The organism is Aquipseudomonas ullengensis (assembly GCF_014174475.1).
Taxonomy (GTDB): Bacteria; Pseudomonadota; Gammaproteobacteria; order Pseudomonadales; family Pseudomonadaceae; genus Aquipseudomonas; species Aquipseudomonas ullengensis.
Genome location: NZ_JACJUD010000003.1, coordinates 630,580 through 651,405, shown reverse-complemented (window position 1 = coordinate 651,405; position 20,826 = coordinate 630,580). Strand labels below are relative to the sequence as shown.

Here is a 20,826-nt window from a genome sequence, read left to right as displayed (position 1 = left end):
CCATTTAAGCTCGGCGCTGGCACCACTTCCGGTGTCCGGCTGGGCAATCTAACAATTGGCTCAAGTCGTTCGCTTCGCTCACTCGGGACCGGCGAAGCCGGCCCCTTAGCCAAACGTTAGGTGCTCAAATGGACCGAGTTGAAGTTGAGTACAAAGGCAAGAAATACGTTCGTCATGGACACGATTGGTATTCTTCAATCGGTGAAAAGACGCCGGAATTGCAGAGCATATTAAACGAAAAACTCTTAGCGCATGAAAATGAGAAACTATGGGTAGCCCGATTAAATGATCAAACACTAGTATTCGATAAAAGAATACCCCCATCTGGAGAAATCGTCACATTTTGGTATTTAGAAAAAGATCAATTTATTAATCTTGAGCGCGATCACGCAAGAAGCAACTCAATATCAATTCAAGATCAGGCACAGAAAACAAAAATTCTTGAGAAATACCGAGGCTCATCGGTTGTTCGCCATCGACTAAAACTTCAAACGATGGGTAAAGAATATTCTGGCGTTAGATACTCAGCAAATAAAGTACGTCGAGAAACAAACTGCTGGTCATGCAAAAGCCCCATAACATCAGAAAACCTCCCAGAATGCGTAACATGTGGATGGATCTTGTGCAGTTGTGGGGCATGCGGCTGTGGACGGTCGGATCAATTATGGCAGGATTAGCTAGCTAACCTACCCCCAAAAGTTTCTAGGCAAGGAAGTAAAATAAAAACCGAGGCCGGGGCCTAAATAAAATAGCGGGCAATCACCTAACAAATGGTTCAAACCGTTCGCTTCGCTCACTGGGACGGGCTAAAGCCCGCCCCTTAACCAAACGTTCGACGGCTTGAAAGGCAACGAGGCATGGTCCTGCGAGGAGCGTAATGATCAAGATTGTTCCGTATCGTCCTGAGTGGGAGGCGGAGTTTCGGGTGCATAGCCAGGCTATACGTGACGCGCTCGGAGACTTGGCGCTTCGCATCGATCACATCGGCTCGACGTCCGTACCGGGACTCGCGGCTAAGGACGTCATCGACATTCAGGTAACGACAGCGGAGTTGACGACATCGGTCGAGACCCTGCTTGCCGAGGCTGGCTATCAGCGCCGTGAGCGCGTGACATCCGACCACGTCCCGCCGGGAGCAGACGGCGAACGGAAGGAATGGTCCAAGTGGTTGTTCTGCCCGAGCGACGATCGGCACAGCGCCAATATTCACGTGCGATGTGCAGGAAAAGCGAACCAACGGTACGCACTCCTGTTTCGGGACTTCCTGAGGGCGGATCAGGCAATGGCAGCAGCGTATCAGCGGCTCAAAGAGACGTTGGCCCACTACCATCCGGAGGATCTGGCAGCGTATAGCTACATCAAGGATCCGGTGTGCGATGTGATCATGGTGGCAGCGGAGGCATGGGCAGGGGGAACGGGTTGGAACGCCGGGCGGTCCGACGCGTGACGCCGCCGAACTGGTCGCTCCACCGGACGGCTACGCCGCCCGCTGAGCTTGAACGTTAGGAGTACAAACACCATGAGCAATGGAGTTGCAAAGAACAATCACAGGGAAATCCTGCTTGTTATATCTCTGCTAATTATTGCAATAGCTATTCGTTTAATTTCAATCAGCCACAATCTCAGCTTGGATTGGAACGACCACGCCAGAGTTTTGAGCGCTTTTTTTAGAACACAGAGCAGGTTTCAAATTCTCCTAGTTCAGTTTTCTGGAATAATTCTACTCTTCGCTTTGCTACCATATTTTGCAAAAAAAGAAATATCTGCGCTCAGGTTAACAGCAATACTGCTTATAGCTGTTTCAGTCGCCAGGTATTTTTTCCCGACATTTTTAACCAGCATAGTTGGCGACTTGGTGGCCCTATCAATCATTGCGTTAGCAGCCAATGAGTTCCGCGCCCCTAAAATTGCTCTTGGGTTATTTGTCCTAATTGTAATAGTTCTTGTACCACCTGGCCTTTGGGTTATGGCCTTCGCAATGATTGCCTCCTAACAAGCGGTTCAAGCCGCTCGCTTCGCTCACTCGGGACTGGCTAAAGCCAGCCCCTTAACCAAACGTTAGGGTAATTGCCAAATGAATATTACGGCGTCAGTAGTTGAAGGCCAAGATGAAGAAGAAATCAGCAATTACCTAGAATCTGCCGCAGCGAAACTCAGCAACCCTGATAACGCTATACCGCTGACGCGAAAAACGTCATTCCCAGAAAAGCCGGGAATCTACTGCATATTTGAAAATAATATTCTCATCTATGCAGGAGAAACCGGTTCACTTCAAGGGAGAATGAAAGATATTTTCAGAACAATGAACCACGCATTTCGCCGTTCCTTGGGCAAGCATAAATTCGCAGAAGTACCTGGGGTCATGAGCGCCAGCTCTAAGATAAATTTTCCGCCAGATGTCGAGCTTCAACTCACAGAATTCATGGAATCAAATCTTCTCGTAAAAACCATGCCAGCATTAATTGGCCGCAAAGAAATCGAAGAACGAATTATAGATAACCACACAACGCTGTTTAACTCACGCAGCCGGCGTGGGCAAAAACCCTAACAACTGGTTCAAACCGTTCGCTTCGCTCACTGGGACGGGCTAAAGCCCGCCCCTTAACCAAACGTTAGGTGAAAATGGAACTTCAAAGCCTTCGTGCTCTTTCGCTTATCCTATTCTGCCTGCCGTGCTGGGCAGAGGTGTCACAGAAAGACATAGATGCAGAGAAAGTATGGGATGCAGAGCAACTAGCAGCCGAAAAAACAATACCTGCCTTACTTGAAGGCTACGGAAACGCTATAGGCTGCTCCTTCAGCTTCAATCAAAGCCACATGGTCAAGTACAAAATTCAAAAAGAACCAGTTTTTGTCGCAGCAGTTGGCTTAGATGCTGGCTGCTCAGGCGGCAGTGCTATGGGGCGTATGCTGCTGATTACTATGAAGCATGGCGCCTACAACAAAATTCATGTGGTTTCCGAACTCTCCACACCGATTCAAACCCCATCTGACTTCCCAAAGCACCTTGAGCGGCTCTATCTTGAAAACGGCGAAATCATGTTCTCTGGCTTCGTGCCTGACTGGTCAAAGGATGCTCTATGTTGTGCGTCCCAACCAGTAAAAGGTAAGGTTTCATTCACTAACGGCAGGTGGGCGCTATCCTTCCAACAGTGAGTATCACCTAACAATGCGCTCAAAGCGCTCACTTCGTTCGCTGGGACCGCGTTCCGCGGCCCCTTAGCTTAATCGTTAGGTGCTCAAATGGACCGAGTTGAAGTTGAGTACAAAGGCAAGAAATACGTTCGTCATGGACACGATTGGTATTCTTCAATCGGTGAAAAGACGCCGGAATTGCAGAGCATATTAAACGAAAAACTCTTAGCGCATGAAAATGAGAAACTATGGGTAGCCCGATTAAATGATCAAACACTAGTATTCGATAAAAGAATACCCCCATCTGGAGAAATCGTCACATTTTGGTATTTAGAAAAAGATCAATTTATTAATCTTGAGCGCGATCACGCAAGAAGCAACTCAATATCAATTCAAGATCAGGCACAGAAAACAAAAATTCTTGAGAAATACCGAGGCTCATCGGTTGTTCGCCATCGACTAAAACTTCAAACGATGGGTAAAGAATATTCTGGCGTTAGATACTCAGCAAATAAAGTACGTCGAGAAACAAACTGCTGGTCATGCAAAAGCCCCATAACATCAGAAAACCTCCCAGAATGCGTAACATGTGGATGGATCTTGTGCAGTTGTGGGGCATGCGGCTGTGGACGGTCGGATCAATTATGGCAGGATTAGCTAGCTAACCTACCCCCAAAAGTTTCTAGGCAAGGAAGTAAAATAAAAACCGAGGCCGGGGCCTAAATAAAATAGCGGGCAATCACCTAACAAATGGTTCAAACCGTTCGCTTCGCTCACTGGGACCGGCTAAAGCCGGCCCCTTAGCTTAATCGTTAGGCACACAACATATGCCACACACATTTCACATTCACCGAGAAAGCCTGAAACGGAAATATGCCGTGTACGTTGTTGTGGCAAAGTCCGACGAGCACACAGACCTATATGTGGGAAAGGTAGGTGACAACAGAGAAGGCTGTAATCCACTTATATCTCGTTGCGGAAATCATTTTTCTTACAATGAAATCCATAGCCAAGTAAGAAACAAAGTTATTAGCCATGAAGCTCGTGATTACACCTATGTCTTTGAGCACTTTGATGACTACTCAGAAAACCCTGATGAACGCAGAACCTCCATTGATCGTATAAACGAGATGGAGCGCTGGTTGAACCAAGAAATTCAAACTCTCACCGCTAACAACGCGAACCTTACGCTGTTAAATCCATACAAAGGAACCAGTTACATCAATAAACCGGAGCGCGCTAAGAGAGCGAGTTTTCGTTCAAAAGCGGCCGAGGATAAAATCAAAGCAACCGTTTCTGCGGTTCGCGTAGCGTGCGCCTAACAAGTCGCTCACCGGGACCGGCTAAAGCGCGCCCCGTAACCAAACGTTAGCTCCAACGGAAATCCCCCATGCCCACTCACGAAAAGATCAACTACGTGGAATACCCCGCCAAGGATCTAGCCGCCACCAAGTCATTCTTTCAATCCGCCTTCGGCTGGGCCTTTGTGGATTACGGCCCGGACTACGCCGCTTTCTCTGGCCAAGGATTGGATGGCGGGTTCTTTAGGGCTGAGATGGCTGCTAGCACGAGCAATGGCAGCGCACTGATTGTTTTCTACAGTGAGCGCCTGGAGGAAACACTCTCCAAGGTGACAACCGCGGGAGGCCTGGTTGTAAAGCCGATCTTTTCGTTTCCGGGCGGCCGTCGGTTCCACTTCACCGAGCCAAGTGGCAATGAGTTCGCGGTATGGTCGGAGCCTGAGGCCTGACCCTTCAGTCACGCAGCCCCCATCCACCATCAATACGAAAGAGCCCCCATGGTCACCTGTTATCTGCGCTACATCATCGACCCATACAAGCTCAAGGAATTTGAGCACTACGGCAAACTGTGGATTCCTCTGGTCGAGAGATTGGGCGGTACGCACCATGGCTACTTTCTCCCTTCGGAGGGCGCCAACAACGTAGCGCTGGCGATGTTCACCTTCCCCTCCCTGGCGTTGTACGAGGCGTACCGGGAAAAGTCGCTGCACGACCAGGAGTGCCAGGCTGCATTCCAGTACGCCGCAGACACTCACTGCATCCTCAGTTATGAGCGCAGTTTCTTCCGTCCCGTCTTCGCGTGACATGAATCGACCAACCCGGATGAAATCAGCTCATCGGCCAACCCTTCTGCGAGGACCTGCTTGAGTACATCACTGCTGTTGTGGGGCCTGCTGTTCGGTTCGGTCGGGCTCGGTTACTTCCTCTATGGCAAGAAGCAGAACGCCGTGGTGCCGATGGTCTGTGGCCTGGCGTTGATGATCTTTCCGTACTTCACCGAAGACACCCTGTTGCTGGTAGGGATTGGCGGGGCGCTCTCGGTACTGCCTTACTTTGTGCGGCTGTAATGCGCTCGGCTAGCGTTGAGCAATCAATCATTCCCCCAAGGGAGACGCCGATGACTACACACACCCATGATGAAACCAACGACGAGCGCGCTTTCGTCCACTCGCGCCTGATCGATGCGCCCTGCGCTCGCGTGTACCAGGCCTTCAGCGACCCAGCTCATCTGGCGCGCTGGTGGGGGCCGAATGGCTTTAGCAATACCTTCAGCGAGTTTGATCTGCGCCCCGGCGGCAGGTGGCGCTTCGTCATGCATGGCCCGGACGGCAGCGACTATCCGAACGAAAGCGTGTTTATCGAGGTGGTGCCGCAGCAGCGGGTGGTCATCGAGCACCTCAATGGGCACCACTTTCTGCTGACCATCCGCTTTACCGCGCAGGGCTCGCAGACACGGGTGGACTGGCGTCAGGAGTTCGATTCCGTGGCCGAGCACCAGCGGATCGCCGCGCTGGTGATCCCGGCCAACGAGCAGAACCTCGACCGCCTGGCCGCAGAAGTGCTCAAGGTTGTCTAACTGCCTACGTTCAGCAACATCCTTCCCACAACAAGGCTGTACCTGGCTGGCCGCTATGCGGGTCAGGGGTTAGGCTCTACCAGCCCGTCGCCATCAGGAAGCACCCATGAGCTTGTCGTTGCTGAACCGCTATGCCTTCTTCGCCTTCTGCGTGCTGTTCACCCTGCTCAGCCTGCCCTTCCTCGGCGCCCATGAATGGTTGTGGGCCTTCACCCTGCTGACCGGCGTGCTCAGCCTGATCGGTTGCAACGACCTACTGCAGACGCGCCAGGCGGTGCGGCGCAATTACCCGATCCTGGGCAACATCCGCTACCTGGTGGAAGGCATCCGCCCGGAGATCCGCCAGTACCTGCTCGAAGCCGATGGCGACAAGCTGCCGTTCTCCCGCGCGCAGCGTTCGCTGGTGTATGCGCGGGCGAAGAACCAGAGCGCCGACAAGGCCTTCGGCACCCTGAGCGATGTGTACCGCAGCGACTTCGAATTCATCAGCCACTCCATGCTGCCGGCCGACCACAGTGACCCGGCCACCTTCCGCGTCACCGTCGGTGGGCCGCAGTGCAGCCAGCCGTATTCGGCGTCGGTGTTCAACATCTCGGCGATGAGCTTTGGCTCGCTCAGCGCCAACGCCATCCGCGCGCTCAATCAGGGCGCCAAGCTCGGCGGCTTCTACCACGACACCGGCGAAGGCAGCATCAGCCCCTATCACCGCGAGCACGGCGGCGATCTGGTGTGGGAGTTGGGCAGCGGCTACTTCGGCTGTCGCGATGAAAACGGCCGCTTCGACCCGCAGCGCTTTGCCGAGCAGGCGCAGAACCCGCAAGTGAAGATGATCGAGATCAAGCTCAGCCAGGGCGCCAAACCCGGCCACGGCGGCATCCTGCCGATGCACAAGGTCACCGAGGAAATATCCCTGACCCGTGGCGTGCCAATGGGCGTGGACTGCATCTCGCCGGCGCGCCACAGCGCCTTTTCCACACCGCTGGAAATGCTCCAGTTCATCGCCCAGCTGCGCGAGCTGTCCGGCGGCAAGCCGGTGGGTTTCAAGCTGTGCCTGGGCCACCCGTGGGAGTTCATGGGCATCGCCAAAGCCATGTTGCAGAGCGGCATCCTGCCGGACTTCATCGTGGTCGATGGCAAGGAAGGCGGCACCGGTGCGGCGCCGCTGGAGTTCACCGACCACATCGGCGTGCCGCTGCGCGAAGGTTTACTGTTCGCCCACAACACCCTGGTCGGCTGCGGCCTGCGCGACAAGATCCGCCTGGGCGCCAGCGGCAAGATCGTCAGCGCCTTCGACATCGCCGCCGTAATGGCCCTGGGTGCCGACTGGGCCAACTCGGCACGCGGTTTCATGTTCGCCATTGGCTGCATCCAGTCGCAGAGCTGCCACACCAACAAATGCCCGACCGGCGTGGCCACCCAGGACAAACTGCGCCAGCGCGCCCTGGTGGTGCCAGACAAGGCCGAGCGCGTGCACAGCTTCCACCGCAACACGCTCAAGGCCCTGGCCGAGATGATCGCCGCCGCCGGCCTCGACCACCCTTCGCAGATCCAGGCCAAGCACCTGGTGCGGCGCATGTCAGCCAGCGAGATCAAGCTGTACTCGCAGCTGCATGTGTTCCTCAAGCCCGGCGAGCTGCTCAGTGGCGAGATTTCCGGCGAGTTCTACCCACGCATGTGGAGCATGGCGCGCGCCGACAGCTTCGAGGCGGCGGCGGTCTAGTTCGCAGAACCTGCGTAAGGGGGAGCTGGTTTCAAGCCCCCACCAGGCACAGAGCACTGTAAATCGATGATCAAAAACGAGACTAGGTAGTCAGCTAAGGATTTATTACACTCGCGCCTTTAGTCATGGCAGAAGGCCATCTTTGATGCGTACCCTGTACCAGTTCCCGATCTCCCACTACTGCGAGAAGACCCGCTGGCACCTCGACCACAAGGGCCTCGATTTCCAGGTGGACAACCTGTTTCCCGCCCTGCATCGGATCAAGAGCAAGCGCCTGGCCGGCATTGCCACCTTGCCGATCCTGCAGGATGGCGCCCAGGTGATCGGCGACTCGACGGAGATTGCCCTGTACCTGGAACAGCACTACCCGGCCCAGCCGCTGCTGCCGAAAGACGCCGAGCTGCGCGCCGAAGTCCTCGCGCTGGAAGAACGCTTCGACCGCCTCGGCGTGCATGTGCGGCGCTGGCTGTATGGGCAGATCCAGCAGTGGGACACGGTGATGCACGCCATGCTCAAGGTCTATCGCCCCTGGTTCGGCCTGCGCAACCTGATGAAGCCGGTGTTGATCAACGGCGTGCAGAAGCTCTACGGAGTCACCCCTGAGCGGGTGGCCAAATCCGAAGCCGAGCTGCTGGCCGGGCTCGACCTGATCGAGCAGCGCATCGGCGGCGACCCTTCGCGCTATCTGGTTGGCGAGCGCCTGAGCCTGGCCGATGTCAGCGCCGCCGCGCTGTTCGCTCCGCTATTCACCCCGGCCGGTACGCCGTGGGAAGGCATCGCCGGGCACAACCAGCAGACCCAGAACTTCCTCGACCAGCTGTTTGCCCGCCCGGCCGGGCAGTGGGTGCTGCGCCGCTATGCAGTGGATCGCCCGCGCAAGATCTGAAAGCGCCTGTAGGAGCGAGCTTGCTCGCGATCCGCTGCCTGTAGAGAAGCATCGCGAGCAAGCTCGCTCCTACAAAAGCTACTCATCCCACGGCTGGTAGCTGCCCACGCTCCACAGATGGCCTTCTAGGTCGCGGCAGGTGAAGCCGCGGCCGCCGTATTCCTCGTCCTTGATCGGGATCAGGATCTCGCCGCCGGCCTGCTGCACCCGGGCGTACACGGCGTCGGTATCCTCGACCACCAGGTACAGGCTCTGGGTATTGCCACCCACGGCCTTGGGCTCGCGCATCTGCCGGCCATAGTCGTTGTCCTTCAGTGAGCCGAGCATCAGCATGCCGCTGCCGTGAATCAGCTGGGCGTGCTCGATCAATCCATTGCCGGCAGAGACGCGCAACTGCTCATGAAAGCCAAACACCTGACACAGCCAGGTAATGGCCGCCGGCGCGTCGCGGTAGAGCACACAGGGAATCAGGCTGGAACCCCTTTCCATTGCACATTCCTCCATTCTGGTTGCAGCGCTGGACGAGGCCGCAGGGGCCTCCAGCACCAGTGAAGCAGCTGGGCCCGCGCGTGGCTGCCGCCGTTCGCACCGGCCGACGAGGTGCAGCTGGGCTCGGGCACCTCAGCCACTGGGTAAAAAGTTCGTGAACAACTGCCCTGACAGCCGACTACGCTTGAATCATGAGCAAGCTTCGTGTGTAGCCAGGCCACACCATCATGGGCGCTTTATGGCAATCCGACGCACCGCAGAACGCGCTCGCCGAGAGCGCTCCTGAGCCTCTTTATTCGCCGAAAAACCCCAGGCCGCGACGCAAATGGAAGATCGCCTTCTGGCTGATCCTGCTTGCCGCCCTGATTGCCCTCGGCCTGGCCGTGGCCCACGAGCTGCGCACCGCACACTGGCAGGCCCGCGAGTTCGGGCGTTACGCCGCGCGCTTGACCTATGAACGGCTTCCTGCCCCCAGCGAGGCGATTCACTTTCCCAGCGATGGCCCGTTCGACAAGCGCCTGGGCTATGCCCACCTGCCCCTGCTGCTGGAACGCCTGCAGCAACGCAGCTACCTGATCACCGAGCAGGTGCGCTTCTCCCCCACGCTGCTCGACTATAGCCAGCGCGGCTTCTTTCCTCCCTTCATCGAGAAGAGCCAGGCCGGGCTGACCATCAGTGACTGCCGCAACCTCCGGCTGTACCAGTTCCGCAGCCCGCAGCAGCTGTATGGCAGCTTTGCCGAGATTCCCCCGCTGATCGCCGGCAGCCTGTTGTTCATCGAAAACCGCCACCTGCTCGACGCCGACCCGCCACAGGCCAACCCGGCTGTGGACTGGCCGCGCTTCGCCAAGGCGGCGCTGTCGCAACTGGGCAAGAGTTTCGCTGTCCAGGAACAATCCGCCGGGGGCAGCACCCTGGCCACCCAGCTGGAGAAGTACCGCCATTCGCCGGATGGCCTGACCCTCTCGGCCATGGAAAAACTGCGGCAGATGATTTCCGCCAGCATGCGCGCCTACCAACAGGGGCCGGACACCCTGGCCGCACGCCAGGCGATTGTGCGTGACTACCTGAACAGCGTGCCGCTCTCCGCCGCGCCCGGCTATGGCGAGGTGCACGGCCTGGCCGATGGCTTGCGGGTGTGGTTCGGCGCCGACTTCACGCGGGTCAACCTGCTCCTCGATCCGGCCCGCACCCCGCTGGCCAACAGCGCCGAACGCGGCCAGGCGCTGCGCCAGGTGCTGGCGCTGATGATCGCCCAGCGCCGGCCGTCCTATTACCTGGCGCAAGGGCGCAAGGAGCTGGAAATCCTGACCGACAGCCATATCCGCGTGCTGGCCGCCGGTGGCGTGATCAGCTGGACGCTGCGCGACGCGGCCCTGGCCCAGCGCCTGCGCTTTCGCGACCTCAGCCAGCAGCCGGCGATGCAACCGGTGGAGAGCAACAAGGGCGTCAGCGTGGCGCGCTCGCGCCTGTCCGCCCTGCTCAACCTGCCGCTGTACGACCTCGACCGCCTCGACCTGGCCGCCAGCAGCACGCTGAACGCCGACCTGCAGCAGCAGGTCAGCGACTACCTGCGCAAGCTGGCCGATCCGGCCTTCGCCGAGCAGGTCGGCCTGTATGGCGAGCGCCTGCTGTCACCGGAGAAGACCGCCGACGTGCGCTACAGCTTCACCCTGTTTGAACGCACCGCCGATGGCGCGCGGGTGCGGGTACAGACCGACAGCACCGACCAGCCGTTCGACATCAACGAAGGCAGCAAGCTGGAACTGGGCTCCACCGCCAAGCTGCGCGTGCTGACCACCTACCTGCAGGTAATGGCCGAACTGCACCAGCGCTATGCCGGGCAAAGTGTCGAGGCGCTGCGCACCGTCGAGGTGGCCGCGCAGGATCACCTGACCCGCTGGGCCCTGGACTACCTGATCGCCAACCCGCAAGCGGGGCTCAAGGCCCTGCTCGACGCGGCGTTGGATCGCAAATACTCGGCCAGCCCCTACGAGCGGTTCTTCACCGGCGGCGGCGTGCACAGCTTCAGCAACTTCCGCCGCGAGGACAACGGGCGCATCCCGACCCTGCGCGAGGCGCTGCGCGAATCGATCAACCTGCCCTTCATCCGCCTGCTGCGCGACCTGGTGCGCTACAGCACCTACCACGGCACCAGCAACAGCGCCGAGCTGCTCAAGGACGACAAGCACCCGCAGCGCGCCGACTACCTCAAGCGCTTTGCCGATCGCGAGGGCACCACCTTCCTCCTGCGCTTCTGGCACAAGTACCAGGGCAAGAGCGCCCAGGAACGCCTCGACACCTTCCTCGACGGCCTGCGCCACACCGCCGTGCGCCTGGCCGCCGTGCACCGTTACCTGATGCCGGAAGTCGACGAAGCCACCTTCGCCGCCTTCCTCGAAGCCCATGTGCCCCAGGAAAAATTGACCGACAAGCGCATCCATCAGCTCTATCTGGACTACGGCCCAGGGGCCTGGAGCCTGCCCGACCAGGGCTATATCGCCCGCGTGCACCCGCTGGAGCTGTGGCTGCTGGGTTACCTGATCGAACACCCGCAAGCCCGCTTCAAGGATGCCGTGGCGGCCAGCGCCGAGCAGCGCCAGGTGGTCTACGGCTGGCTGTTCAAGACCCGCCACAAGAGCGCCCGTGACAGCCGCATCCGCACCATGCTGGAAGTCGAAGCCTTCCTCGACATCCACCAGCGCTGGCAGCAGGTGGGCTACCCCTTCGATCACCTGGTGCCGTCGCTGGCCACGGCCATCGGCAGCTCAGGCGATCGCCCGGCGGCCCTGGCCGAGCTGATGGGGATCATCCAGAACGACGGCGTGCGCCAGCCCAGCGTGCGTATCGACAGCCTGCAGTTCGCCACCGCCACGCCCTACGAGACGCAGCTACGGCATGACACGCAACAAGGCGCCCGGGTGCTGCCTTCGGAGGTGGCCGCGGCCTTGCGCGAAGCCCTGTCGCAAGTGGTGGAAGCCGGCACCGCGCGGCGCCTGTCCGGCACCTTCAGCCTGGCCGACGGCAGCAAGCTGACCATGGGCGGCAAGACCGGTACCGGCGACAACCGCATCGAGAGCGTGACCCGTGGCGGCCATGTACTCAGCTCACGGGCGATCAACCGTACGGCCACCTTCGTCTTCTACCTCGGCCCACGGCACTTCGGCACCCTCACCGCCTTCGTACCGGGGCAGGCGGCGGAAGGCTTCCGCTTCACCTCGGCCTTGCCGGTGCAGGTGCTCAAGGGCATGGCGCCGATCCTCACGCCCTACCTGGAGCCAGGTAGAAACAGCCTGTGCGCGGCACCGCCAAGCGCATTGCAGGCACGCAGGGGCTAGGGTTGCCGTAGGTTGGCATGAGGAACCGAGGGTGGGCTGTCGCTCAACTGATGAACTGAGAGCCCCGCCCGTTACCCCGTCGTCCTCGCGCAGGCGGGGATCCAGGCTGCTTCAAGCAGCGTGCAAATACAGGACATGCGGAGTTGCCGGGCACTGGATGATCCCCCTTCGGGCCAGCGCAAGCGCTGTTCAGCGATGGAGCCGCTGTCCCGCATTCGCGAGGATGACGGGCTAGAAAAATTCACGCCTCTCGGCACGAATGAAGCTGCTTGCGGGGCCGTTATGGTGGATAAGCAGAGCGTTATTCACCCTACGTAGCCTGCAGCCCGCGCAGAGCCTCCCCTACTCCCGTCGTCCTCGCGCAGGCGGGGACCCAGGCTGCTTCAGGCGGCGCGCAGACACGGGACACGCGGAGTTGCCGGCACTGGATGATCCCCCTTCGGGCCAGCGCAAGCGCTGTTCAGCGATGGAGCCGCTGTCCCACCTGCGCGAGGATGACGAGAGGGAAAGCCAGCATCCTGAGGTAATGATGCAGCGCCGCACTCAGCCCTTGCTGCGCATGGCCACGAACAGTTCCTCGACCTGTGTACGCGCCCAGGGCGTCTTACGCAGGAAGGTCAGGCTCGACTTGATGCTCGGGTCATTTTTGAAGCAACGAATGTCGATGCGCTTGGCCAGGCCTTCCCAGCCGTACTGATCGACCAGCTCGGTGAGCAGTTTTTCCAGGGTGATGCCATGCAGCGGGTTCTTGGCTTGTTCGGTCACGACGATTCTGCGCAGGAAGTGGCGGGGGCGCCACGTTAGCAACAAGTCCACGCGGCGTCAGCCGTTTCAGCGCCTGGCCGACGACCTACGCCAGCAACGCTTGCAGCAGCGCCCTACCCTGCGGCCAGTCGCCCAGGCCGCTGTCGCCGTTGATATGGCCATAGGCACCAATGATCTGCATACGACTGCCCCAGCACTGCGCGGCGGCACGGGCGTAGTCCAGGCTGCCATAGGGGTCGTCGCTACTGGCCACCAGCAGGCTGGGGAAGCCGAGCGCCTGCGGCGGCAACGGCGCGAAGCCCTGCAGGTTGAGTTCGGCCGCCGGGCCTTGCGGGTCGGGCGGGGCCACCAGCAGGGCGCCACGGATCGGTAGGCGGGTCTGCGCAGCCCAGTGCGCCACCAGGCTGCAACCCAGGCTATGGGCCACCAGCACGGTGTCCGCCCCGCTGTCGGCCACGGCCTGCTCCAGCGCCGCCACCCAGTCGCTACACACCGGGTTCAGCCAGTCTTGCTGTTCGACCCGGCGAAACTGCGCGTCGCCCTGTTGCCAGAGGCTCTGCCAGTGCGTGGGGCCGGAGTTGCCATAACCGGGGAGGATCAGAAATCTCGTGCTCATTGCCAACGCCTTGTGCCGATTGCTCTGCCCGCACCATGCCAGAGCAAGCGCAGCAGCTCAAGCGCGGGGCTTTCAGGCCACCACCAGGCTATGAGGGAGCGCAGCGGAGGCATCACCAGCCAACGGATACAACGCAAAAAAAAGGCAGCCCGCAGGCTGCCCAAATCACACAGAAGTAGCGTTTATCAGTGAGCGGAAGCACCACTGGCACCCAGGCCAGTCTGCGAGCGCACGAACTGCGGGTAGAACAGCGCACGTTCGTCACTGGCTGCAGCGGACTTGTCGGTGATCGAGAAGAACCAGATACCGATGAAAGCCACAGCAATGGAGAACAGCGCCGGGTACTCGTAGGGGTAGATCGGGGTGGCGTGGCCGAGGATCTGTACCCAGATGGTTGGGCCGAGGATCATCAGGCCAACCGCGGTGATCAGGCCCATCCAGCCGCCGATCATGGCGCCACGGGTGGTCAGTTTCTTCCAGTACATGGAAAGGATCAGTACCGGGAAGTTGCAGCTTGCCGCGATGGAAAAGGCCAGACCGACCATGAAGGCGATGTTCTGCTTCTCGAACGCGATGCCCAGGCCGATGGCCAGCACTCCCAGTACCACGGTGGTGATCTTCGAAACGCGCAGCTCATCCTTCTCGTTGGCTTTGCCTTTCTTGATCACGCAGGCGTACAGGTCGTGGGACACCGCCGAGGCGCCGGACAGGGTCAGGCCGGCTACCACCGCGAGGATGGTGGCGAAGGCCACGGCCGAGATGAAGCCGAGGAACCAGCTGCCGCCCACCGCGTTGGCCAGGTGCACAGCGGCCATGTTGTTGCCGCCGAGCAGGGCGCCGGTGGCGTCCTTGAAGGCCGGGTTGGTGCTGACCAGCAGGATCGCGCCGAAGCCGATGATGAAGGTCAGGATGTAGAAGTAACCGATGAAGCCAGTCGCGTAGAACACCGACTTGCGAGCTTCTTTAGCGTCGGAAACAGTGAAGAAGCGCATCAGGATGTGCGGCAGGCCAGCGGTACCGAACATCAGTGCCAGGCCGAGGGAAATCGCCGAGATTGGGTCTTTCACCAGACCGCCGGGGCTCATGATGGCCTCGCCTTTCGGGTGTACGGCAATGGCTTCGGTGAACAGGCGAGCGAAGTCGAAGTCGACGTGCTTCATCACCATCAGCGCCATGAACGAGGCACCGGAGAGCAACATCACGGCCTTGATAATCTGCACCCAGGTGGTCGCCAGCATGCCGCCGAACAGCACGTAGAGCACCATCAGGATGCCGACCAGAACCACCGCGACGTGGTAGTCGAGGCCGAACAGCAGCTCGATCAGCTTGCCGGCGCCGACCATCTGCGCGATCAGGTAGAAGGCCACCACCACCAGCGAACCGCTGGCAGACAGGGTGCGGATCTCGGTCTGCTTGAGGCGGAACGAGGCCACGTCGGCAAAGGTGTACTTGCCCAGGTTGCGCAGACGTTCGGCGATCAGGAACAGGATGATCGGCCAGCCGACCAGGAAGCCGATCGAGTAGATCAGGCCGTCATAGCCGGAGGCGAATACCAGCGCGGAAATCCCCAGGAAGGACGCCGCCGACATGTAGTCACCGGCAATCGCCAGGCCGTTCTGGAAACCGGTGATGCCGCCGCCGGCGGTGTAGAAGTCGGACGCCGACTTGCTGCGCTTGGAGGCCCAGTAGGTGATGCCCAGGGTCGCGCCGACGAAGACGACGAACATGACGATGGCAGCGATGTTCAGCGGCTGGCGCTGCACTTCGCCTTCGATGGCACCCGCCGCCCACAACAGCGGAGATGCGGCCATCAGGCCGATGGCAGTCAGGATGCGCGCGATCATTTCTGCACCTCGTCGAGAATGGCCTGGTTGAGGTTGTCGAACTCGCCGTTGGCGCGCTGGACGTAGATGCCGGTCAGCACGAAGGCCGAGAGGATCAGGCCGATGCCCATGGGAATGCCCCAGGTGATCGGCGAGTCGGCGCTGATGCGGGTGCCGAGCAGTTGCGGTTCAAAGGCGATCAGCAGGATGAAGGCCACGTACAGCCCGAGCATGATGGCCGAGAGCGTCCAGGCGAAGCGTTCGCGTTTGGCGACCAGCTCCTGGAAGCGCGGATTCTGTTCAATCCGTTTGTAAATGCTGTCATTCATTGTTGTTGTCTCCACAGCATGGGTTATGGGTGAGTTCACTCTAGAACGACCACCAGGAACCAACAGACGACCTTAGTCGTAGCCCACCCCGAATACCGTCACAGACCGCATGCCCCGTGGCCCGCCGGCTTGCTACTGGGCGTGGCTGGCTATACTGGTTTTCCGGGACACAGGCATCCACCCCATCAGCGGCGTGAGGACTTGATGCTATGGAATGGCTGGGCATGGGTTTACTGTTCGAGCGGCCCGAGACCGGCCAGCTCCTCCTCGACTGCAAGCACACCTGGGGCCTGGTGCTGCTGGCGTATGTCGTGGCCTGCGCCGCCAGCTACGCCACGCTGAGCATTGCCAACCGCGTGACCCACGCCGAGCGCGCCGCCGCCCGGCGCAACTGGATGGCCGTCGGCGCGCTGTGCCTGGGTGGCGGCATCTGGTCCATGCACTTCGTCGCCATGCTCGCCTTCGAGGCGCCCATCGCCATTCGCTACGACCTGCCCACCACGATCATCTCCTTCCTGGTGGTGCTGACCGCCGCCCTGCTGGCCATGAAGCCCCTCGGGCACCCCAAGCCAAGCCTGCGCCAATGCCTGCAGGCCGCCCTGTGCATTGGCCTGGGCATCGCCCTGATGCACTACATCGGCATGGCGGCGATCCGCTCCGTCGCCACCCTGTATTACCAGCCGGCCTTGTTCGCCTTGTCGGTGGCGATCGCCTTCTTCGCCAGCCTGGCGGCCCTGCAACTGGCACTGTTCTTTCGCGACCACCACGACCTGCTGCATGAACTGCTCAAGCTGCTGGCCAGCCTGATCATGGGCGGCGCCATCGTCTCCATGCACTTCACCGGCATGTGGGCGCTGGACATGGTGGTGCCCGAGGGCACCCCGCTGAGCCTGCAAAGCACGGCAAACAGCCTGCAACTGGCCCTGAGCGTGGCCCTGATCGCCCTGCTCAGCATCGGCAGCGGCCTTGGCGCCGCCTGGGCCGACCGACGTTTGCAAAGCAAGGAACACGACCTGTTGCGGGTCAACAGCCTGGTCCGCCAGCTCGACCTGGCGCGCGCCTCGCTGCAGAAAGTGGCGCACTTCGACCCGCTAACCAACCTGCTCAACCGCCGTGCGTTCAACGAACTGTTCGCCGAACGCCTGCGCAGCCATGCCAGTACGCAGCAGATGCTGGCGGTGATGTTCTTCGACATCGACCACTTCAAGCGGATCAACGACAGCCTCGGCCACGATGCCGGCGACGAGCTGCTCAAGGTAATGGCCGAACGCATTCGCAGCACCCTGCGCGACCAGGACGTGATCGCCCGCTTCGGTGGCGACGAATTCTGCGTGCTGGTCGGCATGAACACCCAGGACGAGGCGCGCAACCTGGCGCAGCGCATCATGCAGCGGATGAAGGAGCCGATCAGCCTGAGCGGCCGGCACATGGTGATGACCACCAGCATCGGCATCAGCGTGTTCCCCCAGGATGGCGAGAGTTGCGACGAACTGCTCAAGCATGCCGACCTGGCCCTCTACCAATCCAAGGGCAGCGGGCGCAATTCGGTGCATTTCTTCAGCTCGCACCTGAAGAACAAGGCCAGCATCGAACTGGAACTGGAAGACGAACTGCGCCAGGCGCTGCAAGACGACCGCGAGCTGCTCCTGCACTACCAGCCGATTCTCGACCTGTGCACGGGTGAGATCAGCAAACTGGAAGCTCTGGTGCGCTGGCAGCATCCACGGCTGGGCCTGCTGTCGCCGGATCGCTTCATCGGCATCGCCGAGGCCAACGGTTTTATCGCCGAACTGGATGCCTGGGTCCTGCGCCGTGCCTGTCAGGAGCTGCACCAGCTCAGCCTGTGCGGCTTTCCCGAGTTGCGCGTGGCGGTGAACTGTTCGGCGCTCAACCTCAGCCACGATGACCTGCCCGAGGAAATCGAGCTGGCCCTGCGCGGCTCCGGGATTCGCGCGCAACGCCTGGAGCTGGAGGTGACCGAAAACGCCCTGATGAGCAACGTCAACCAGGCCCTGTCACTGCTGCAGCGCATTCGCGGCCTGGGCGTGAGCATTTCCATCGACGACTTCGGCACCGGCTACTCGTCCCTTGCCTACCTCAAGCGCCTGCCGCTAGACACGTTGAAGATCGACCGCTCCTTTCTGTTCGACATTGCCACCAGCAACGCCGACCAGCAGATCGTCCAGGCCATCATCGGCATGGCCCACCCCCTGCACCTCAAGGTGGTGGCCGAGGGGGTGGAGACCGAGACTCAACTGGAGTTCCTGCGCAGCGTGGGCTGCGACTTCATCCAGGGCTACCTGCTGAGCAAACCGCTGCCGCTGGCGGAGCTGGATACCTTCCTGGTGGAGTTCCGCCTGCGCAGTGCCAGTAACGTGGTGCCCCTGCGCAACGGCTGACCGGGCGATTGGCTGAGGCTATGCGCGCGATTAAGAGCGGTCATTTCAGGATTGGCGCGGCGGGCACTAGCCTGCACAGCAACGGAGAATAATTCTCAACGAGGCCCGCCATGCTCAAGACCATCACCTTCACCCTCATGCACTTCTGCATTGCCTTCAGCGTGGCGTACGCCCTGACCGGCAGCGTGGCCGTGGGCGGCCTGCTGGCAGTGGTCGAGCCGCTGTGCAACTCGGTGGGCTTCTTCTTCCACGAAAAGATCTGGAAGAAAGTCGAAAGCCACAGCGAGGTAAATGAGCCGATGCCGCAGCATGCCTGGTTGCATCATCACGCCTGAAACAGTGGCGAACTGTTCGCTGCACGTCGCGATCCGCTAAGATGCGCGGCTTTGCCGCCACGCATGCGCAGTCGACCATGAGCCACACGCCCCGTTTCCCGTTTGTCCCTTATCTGTTCGCCAGCCTGCTCGCCATCGTGGCGCTCGCCGCCATCTGGTACGGCATCGGCCGCCCGGTGCAACTGGCCGACGCCGCCACGCCCGAACACAAGCTGCAGTGCGCGTCCTACACGCCGTTCGGCAAGGACCAGTCGCCCTTCGATCAGCCGTTCACCATTCGCCCCGAGCAGGTGGAAACCGATTTCACCCTGCTGGCCAAGCGCTTCGAATGCGTGCGCACCTACTCCATGACCGGCCTCGAAATGGTCCCCGAGATGGCCCGCAAGCACGGCCTCAAGCTGCTGCTCGGCGCCTGGATCAACGGCAACCCGGCGGATAACCAGAAAGAAATCGACGCCCTGGTGAAAGCCGCCAACGCCAACCCGGACGTGGTCCAGGCGGTGATCGTCGGCAACGAGTCCCTGCTGCGCAAGGAAATCACCGGCACCCAGCTGGCCAAGCTGATCGGCGAAGTGAAGGCCCAGGTCAAGCAGCCGGTCACCTACGCCGATGTCTGGGAGTTCTGGCTCAAGCACAAGGAAGTCGCGCCAGCGGTGGACTTCATCACCATCCACCTGCTGCCCTACTGGGAAGACGAGCCGAGCGGCATCGAAGAGGCACTGGCGCAGGTCGCCCGGGTGCGCAACTCGTTCGGCCTGGCCTATGCGCCGAAGGACATCCTGATCGGTGAAACCGGCTGGCCAAGCGAAGGCCGCCAGCGCGAAACCGCCCTGCCGAGCCGGATCAACGAGGCGCTGTTCATCCGTGGCTTCGTCAAGATGGCCGAGGAAAACGGCTGGCACTACAACCTGATCGAAGCCTTCGACCAGCCCTGGAAGCGCGACAGCGAAGGCGCCGTGGGTGGCTACTGGGGCCTGTTCGACGCCGATCGCCAAGAGAAAAGCATTCTCGCCGGCCCGGTGTCCAACCTGCCGCACTGGCCCTGGTGGCTGGGCGCCAGCCTGATTCTCGGGGCTGCCGCCCTGCTCCTGGCCGGTCGCCCGGCGTCCAAGCGTGCTGCCCTGCTGCTGCCGCTGACGGCCGCCCTGGGCGCCACCAGCATCGCCGGCTGGGCCGAGCTGGCCGGCATCACCAGCCGCTTCGTCGGTGAGTGGCTGTGGGCCGCCGCGCTGCTGGCGCTCAACCTGATCGTCCTGGCGCACGCCATGCTGGCCCTGTCCGCTCGCGCAGGGGCCCGTGAGCGCCTGTACAACTGGCTGCAGGCCCGTGCCGGCTGGTGGCTGGCCGCTGCCGGTTTCGCCGGCGCGGTGATGATGCTGGCGCTGGTGTTCGACTCGCGCTATCGCAGCTTCCCCAGCGTCGCCCTGCTGCTGCCAGCGCTGGTCTACCTGTGCCGCCCGGTAGCCGGCCCGCGTCGCGAGATCGCCCTGCTCGCCGCCCTGCTCGGCGCCGGCATCGCCCCCCAGCTGTACCAGGAAGGCCTGCTCAACCAGCAAGCCATCGGCTGGGCACTGACCAGCACGCTGCTGCTCGGCGCGCTGTGGCGCAGCCTGCGCCTCAAGCGCGGCTAACCGCCGGGCAACAAAAAAGGGACGCCGCGGCGTCCCTTTTTCATGCCTGGAGAAAACTCAGGCGCTAGTCACCGGCTTGCGTACCAGACGCAGCCCCGCCAATACCACAGCAAACACCGCCAGGCTGGCGCTATACAGCACCAAAGCCGATAGCGCGAGGAACAGGCCGAGCAGGGCCAGCACCTTGCCCGCCCGTGCCGGCACCAGGAACCCGACAACCGCCAGCGCCAGCGCTGCGCCGGCAATCACCCGGAAGTGGATCAGCCAACCAAGCCCGGCGCGTGCCTGGCACTCCCAGCGCTGCGCCTGTTCCGCGCACAGGCCCACCCACTGGCCGTCTTCCATCAGGGCGAAACGCACGCCATAGCAGGCCGCCAGCCACAGCGAGAGGGCCAGCATCAGCACCAGTAAAGAAAAAGGACGGGACATCGGGCGACTCCAGTGGTCGAAAAAGCGGCGCCCAGCTTAATCGGCTGTCGCCTG

23 protein-coding genes are annotated in these 20,826 nt (G+C 60.8%); 17 read left to right on the top strand and 6 right to left on the bottom strand.

The window, feature by feature from the left end:
* The first annotated feature begins 128 nt into the window (after positions 1–128).
* From H3H51_RS12385 to H3H51_RS12325, 13 genes are all read left to right on the top strand, one after another.
* Positions 129–677 carry a hypothetical protein gene (locus H3H51_RS12385; protein ID WP_183089330.1) on the top strand — a complete coding sequence of 183 codons (549 nt, stop codon included), beginning with the start codon at positions 129–131 and terminating at the stop codon, positions 675–677.
* 200 nt (positions 678–877) lie between these two features.
* Positions 878–1,447, top strand: coding sequence for a GrpB family protein (locus tag H3H51_RS12380; RefSeq protein WP_183089334.1), 570 nt, complete (start codon positions 878–880; stop codon positions 1,445–1,447).
* 72 nt (positions 1,448–1,519) lie between these two features.
* Positions 1,520–1,993, top strand: coding sequence for a hypothetical protein (locus tag H3H51_RS12375; RefSeq protein WP_183089333.1), 474 nt, complete (start codon positions 1,520–1,522; stop codon positions 1,991–1,993).
* 81 nt (positions 1,994–2,074) lie between these two features.
* Positions 2,075–2,548: a GIY-YIG nuclease family protein gene (locus H3H51_RS12370; protein ID WP_183089332.1), complete on the top strand. Its 474-nt coding sequence runs from the start codon at positions 2,075–2,077 to the stop codon at positions 2,546–2,548.
* Positions 2,549–2,622: 74 nt separating this feature from the next.
* Entirely contained in the window at positions 2,623–3,156 is a 534-nt protein-coding gene (locus H3H51_RS12365; protein ID WP_183089331.1) for a hypothetical protein, read from the top strand.
* An 87-nt stretch (positions 3,157–3,243) separates the two neighbouring features.
* Positions 3,244–3,792: a hypothetical protein gene (locus H3H51_RS12360; RefSeq protein ID WP_183089330.1), complete on the top strand. Its 549-nt coding sequence runs from the start codon at positions 3,244–3,246 to the stop codon at positions 3,790–3,792.
* A gap of 221 nt (positions 3,793–4,013) precedes the next feature.
* Positions 4,014–4,457 carry a hypothetical protein gene (locus tag H3H51_RS12355; protein WP_183089329.1) on the top strand — a complete coding sequence of 148 codons (444 nt, stop codon included), beginning with the start codon at positions 4,014–4,016 and terminating at the stop codon, positions 4,455–4,457.
* 68 nt (positions 4,458–4,525) lie between these two features.
* Positions 4,526–4,885 carry a VOC family protein gene (locus tag H3H51_RS12350; RefSeq protein ID WP_183089328.1) on the top strand — a complete coding sequence of 120 codons (360 nt, stop codon included), beginning with the start codon at positions 4,526–4,528 and terminating at the stop codon, positions 4,883–4,885.
* A gap of 48 nt (positions 4,886–4,933) precedes the next feature.
* The gene (locus H3H51_RS12345; protein WP_183089327.1) at positions 4,934–5,239 is read left to right on the top strand and encodes an NIPSNAP family protein; all 306 of its coding nucleotides are present in this window, start codon (positions 4,934–4,936) and stop codon (positions 5,237–5,239) included.
* Positions 5,240–5,299: 60 nt separating this feature from the next.
* Positions 5,300–5,503, top strand: a complete 204-nt coding sequence (locus H3H51_RS12340; RefSeq protein WP_183089326.1) for a hypothetical protein — start codon at positions 5,300–5,302, stop codon at positions 5,501–5,503.
* Between the two features lie 50 nt (positions 5,504–5,553).
* Positions 5,554–6,012: an SRPBCC family protein gene (locus tag H3H51_RS12335; RefSeq protein WP_183089325.1), complete on the top strand. Its 459-nt coding sequence runs from the start codon at positions 5,554–5,556 to the stop codon at positions 6,010–6,012.
* Between the two features lie 106 nt (positions 6,013–6,118).
* Positions 6,119–7,732, top strand: coding sequence for an FMN-binding glutamate synthase family protein (locus tag H3H51_RS12330; protein WP_183089324.1), 1,614 nt, complete (start codon positions 6,119–6,121; stop codon positions 7,730–7,732).
* Between the two features lie 145 nt (positions 7,733–7,877).
* The gene (locus H3H51_RS12325; protein WP_183089323.1) at positions 7,878–8,618 is read left to right on the top strand and encodes a glutathione S-transferase family protein; all 741 of its coding nucleotides are present in this window, start codon (positions 7,878–7,880) and stop codon (positions 8,616–8,618) included.
* Between the two features lie 78 nt (positions 8,619–8,696).
* Here H3H51_RS12325 and H3H51_RS12320 read toward each other — a convergent pair whose 3' ends face one another.
* Complete coding sequence (locus H3H51_RS12320; protein WP_235981349.1) at positions 8,697–9,107, bottom strand: VOC family protein; 411 nt, start codon at positions 9,105–9,107, stop codon at positions 8,697–8,699.
* Between the two features lie 227 nt (positions 9,108–9,334).
* Here H3H51_RS12320 and H3H51_RS12315 point away from each other — a divergent pair, with 227 nt between their 5' ends.
* Complete coding sequence (locus H3H51_RS12315) at positions 9,335–12,445, top strand: transglycosylase domain-containing protein (protein ID WP_183089321.1); 3,111 nt, start codon at positions 9,335–9,337, stop codon at positions 12,443–12,445.
* Between the two features lie 543 nt (positions 12,446–12,988).
* On the opposite strand, the gene H3H51_RS12310 is transcribed toward H3H51_RS12315, so the two are convergent.
* The 4 genes from H3H51_RS12310 to H3H51_RS12295 all read right to left on the bottom strand — a co-directional run bounded on the left by H3H51_RS12310 (position 12,989) and on the right by H3H51_RS12295 (position 15,978).
* Complete coding sequence (locus H3H51_RS12310; RefSeq protein WP_183089320.1) at positions 12,989–13,210, bottom strand: VF530 family protein; 222 nt, start codon at positions 13,208–13,210, stop codon at positions 12,989–12,991.
* A gap of 85 nt (positions 13,211–13,295) precedes the next feature.
* Positions 13,296–13,826, bottom strand: a complete 531-nt coding sequence (locus H3H51_RS12305; protein ID WP_183089319.1) for an RBBP9/YdeN family alpha/beta hydrolase — start codon at positions 13,824–13,826, stop codon at positions 13,296–13,298.
* Between the two features lie 185 nt (positions 13,827–14,011).
* Positions 14,012–15,670, bottom strand: coding sequence for a cation acetate symporter (locus H3H51_RS12300; protein ID WP_183089318.1), 1,659 nt, complete (start codon positions 15,668–15,670; stop codon positions 14,012–14,014).
* The gene (locus tag H3H51_RS12295) at positions 15,667–15,978 is read right to left on the bottom strand and encodes a DUF485 domain-containing protein (protein WP_183089317.1); all 312 of its coding nucleotides are present in this window, start codon (positions 15,976–15,978) and stop codon (positions 15,667–15,669) included. Before H3H51_RS12295 ends, H3H51_RS12300 begins: the two co-directional genes overlap by 4 nt.
* A 209-nt stretch (positions 15,979–16,187) precedes the next feature.
* Here H3H51_RS12295 and H3H51_RS12290 point away from each other — a divergent pair, with 209 nt between their 5' ends.
* From H3H51_RS12290 to H3H51_RS12280, 3 genes are all read left to right on the top strand, one after another.
* Positions 16,188–18,377, top strand: a complete 2,190-nt coding sequence (locus tag H3H51_RS12290; protein WP_183089316.1) for a putative bifunctional diguanylate cyclase/phosphodiesterase — start codon at positions 16,188–16,190, stop codon at positions 18,375–18,377.
* A gap of 110 nt (positions 18,378–18,487) precedes the next feature.
* A complete protein-coding gene (locus H3H51_RS12285; protein ID WP_183089315.1) occupies positions 18,488–18,712 on the top strand; it encodes a DUF2061 domain-containing protein in 225 nt (74 codons plus the stop codon).
* 77 nt (positions 18,713–18,789) lie between these two features.
* Positions 18,790–20,343 carry a glycoside hydrolase family 17 protein gene (locus H3H51_RS12280; protein ID WP_183089314.1) on the top strand — a complete coding sequence of 518 codons (1,554 nt, stop codon included), beginning with the start codon at positions 18,790–18,792 and terminating at the stop codon, positions 20,341–20,343.
* Positions 20,344–20,400: 57 nt separating this feature from the next.
* Here H3H51_RS12280 and H3H51_RS12275 read toward each other — a convergent pair whose 3' ends face one another.
* Positions 20,401–20,772: a hypothetical protein gene (locus H3H51_RS12275; RefSeq protein ID WP_183089313.1), complete on the bottom strand. Its 372-nt coding sequence runs from the start codon at positions 20,770–20,772 to the stop codon at positions 20,401–20,403.
* Between the last annotated feature and the right edge of the window lie 54 nt (positions 20,773–20,826).

What these genes read in the sequence shown, in the direction of transcription:
- H3H51_RS12360 (WP_183089330.1), top strand. Translation starts at nt 3,244, where the DNA reads ATGGACCGAGTTGAAGTTGAGTACAAAGGCAAGAAATACGTTCGTCAT.
- H3H51_RS12335 (WP_183089325.1), top strand. Translation starts at nt 5,554, where the DNA reads ATGACTACACACACCCATGATGAAACCAACGACGAGCGCGCTTTCGTC.
- H3H51_RS12320 (WP_235981349.1), bottom strand. Translation starts at nt 9,107, where the DNA reads ATGGAAAGGGGTTCCAGCCTGATTCCCTGTGTGCTCTACCGCGACGCG.
- H3H51_RS12300 (WP_183089318.1), bottom strand. Translation starts at nt 15,670, where the DNA reads ATGATCGCGCGCATCCTGACTGCCATCGGCCTGATGGCCGCATCTCCG.
- H3H51_RS12375 (WP_183089333.1), top strand. Translation starts at nt 1,520, where the DNA reads ATGAGCAATGGAGTTGCAAAGAACAATCACAGGGAAATCCTGCTTGTT.
- H3H51_RS12345 (WP_183089327.1), top strand. Translation starts at nt 4,934, where the DNA reads ATGGTCACCTGTTATCTGCGCTACATCATCGACCCATACAAGCTCAAG.
- H3H51_RS12330 (WP_183089324.1), top strand. Translation starts at nt 6,119, where the DNA reads ATGAGCTTGTCGTTGCTGAACCGCTATGCCTTCTTCGCCTTCTGCGTG.
- H3H51_RS12285 (WP_183089315.1), top strand. Translation starts at nt 18,488, where the DNA reads ATGCTCAAGACCATCACCTTCACCCTCATGCACTTCTGCATTGCCTTC.
- H3H51_RS12305 (WP_183089319.1), bottom strand. Translation starts at nt 13,826, where the DNA reads ATGAGCACGAGATTTCTGATCCTCCCCGGTTATGGCAACTCCGGCCCC.
- H3H51_RS12290 (WP_183089316.1), top strand. Translation starts at nt 16,188, where the DNA reads ATGGAATGGCTGGGCATGGGTTTACTGTTCGAGCGGCCCGAGACCGGC.
- H3H51_RS12365 (WP_183089331.1), top strand. Translation starts at nt 2,623, where the DNA reads ATGGAACTTCAAAGCCTTCGTGCTCTTTCGCTTATCCTATTCTGCCTG.
- H3H51_RS12385 (WP_183089330.1), top strand. Translation starts at nt 129, where the DNA reads ATGGACCGAGTTGAAGTTGAGTACAAAGGCAAGAAATACGTTCGTCAT.
- H3H51_RS12295 (WP_183089317.1), bottom strand. Translation starts at nt 15,978, where the DNA reads ATGAATGACAGCATTTACAAACGGATTGAACAGAATCCGCGCTTCCAG.
- H3H51_RS12370 (WP_183089332.1), top strand. Translation starts at nt 2,075, where the DNA reads ATGAATATTACGGCGTCAGTAGTTGAAGGCCAAGATGAAGAAGAAATC.
- H3H51_RS12315 (WP_183089321.1), top strand. Translation starts at nt 9,335, where the DNA reads ATGGGCGCTTTATGGCAATCCGACGCACCGCAGAACGCGCTCGCCGAG.
- H3H51_RS12280 (WP_183089314.1), top strand. Translation starts at nt 18,790, where the DNA reads ATGAGCCACACGCCCCGTTTCCCGTTTGTCCCTTATCTGTTCGCCAGC.
- H3H51_RS12325 (WP_183089323.1), top strand. Translation starts at nt 7,878, where the DNA reads ATGCGTACCCTGTACCAGTTCCCGATCTCCCACTACTGCGAGAAGACC.
- H3H51_RS12275 (WP_183089313.1), bottom strand. Translation starts at nt 20,772, where the DNA reads ATGTCCCGTCCTTTTTCTTTACTGGTGCTGATGCTGGCCCTCTCGCTG.
- H3H51_RS12380 (WP_183089334.1), top strand. Translation starts at nt 878, where the DNA reads ATGATCAAGATTGTTCCGTATCGTCCTGAGTGGGAGGCGGAGTTTCGG.
- H3H51_RS12350 (WP_183089328.1), top strand. Translation starts at nt 4,526, where the DNA reads ATGCCCACTCACGAAAAGATCAACTACGTGGAATACCCCGCCAAGGAT.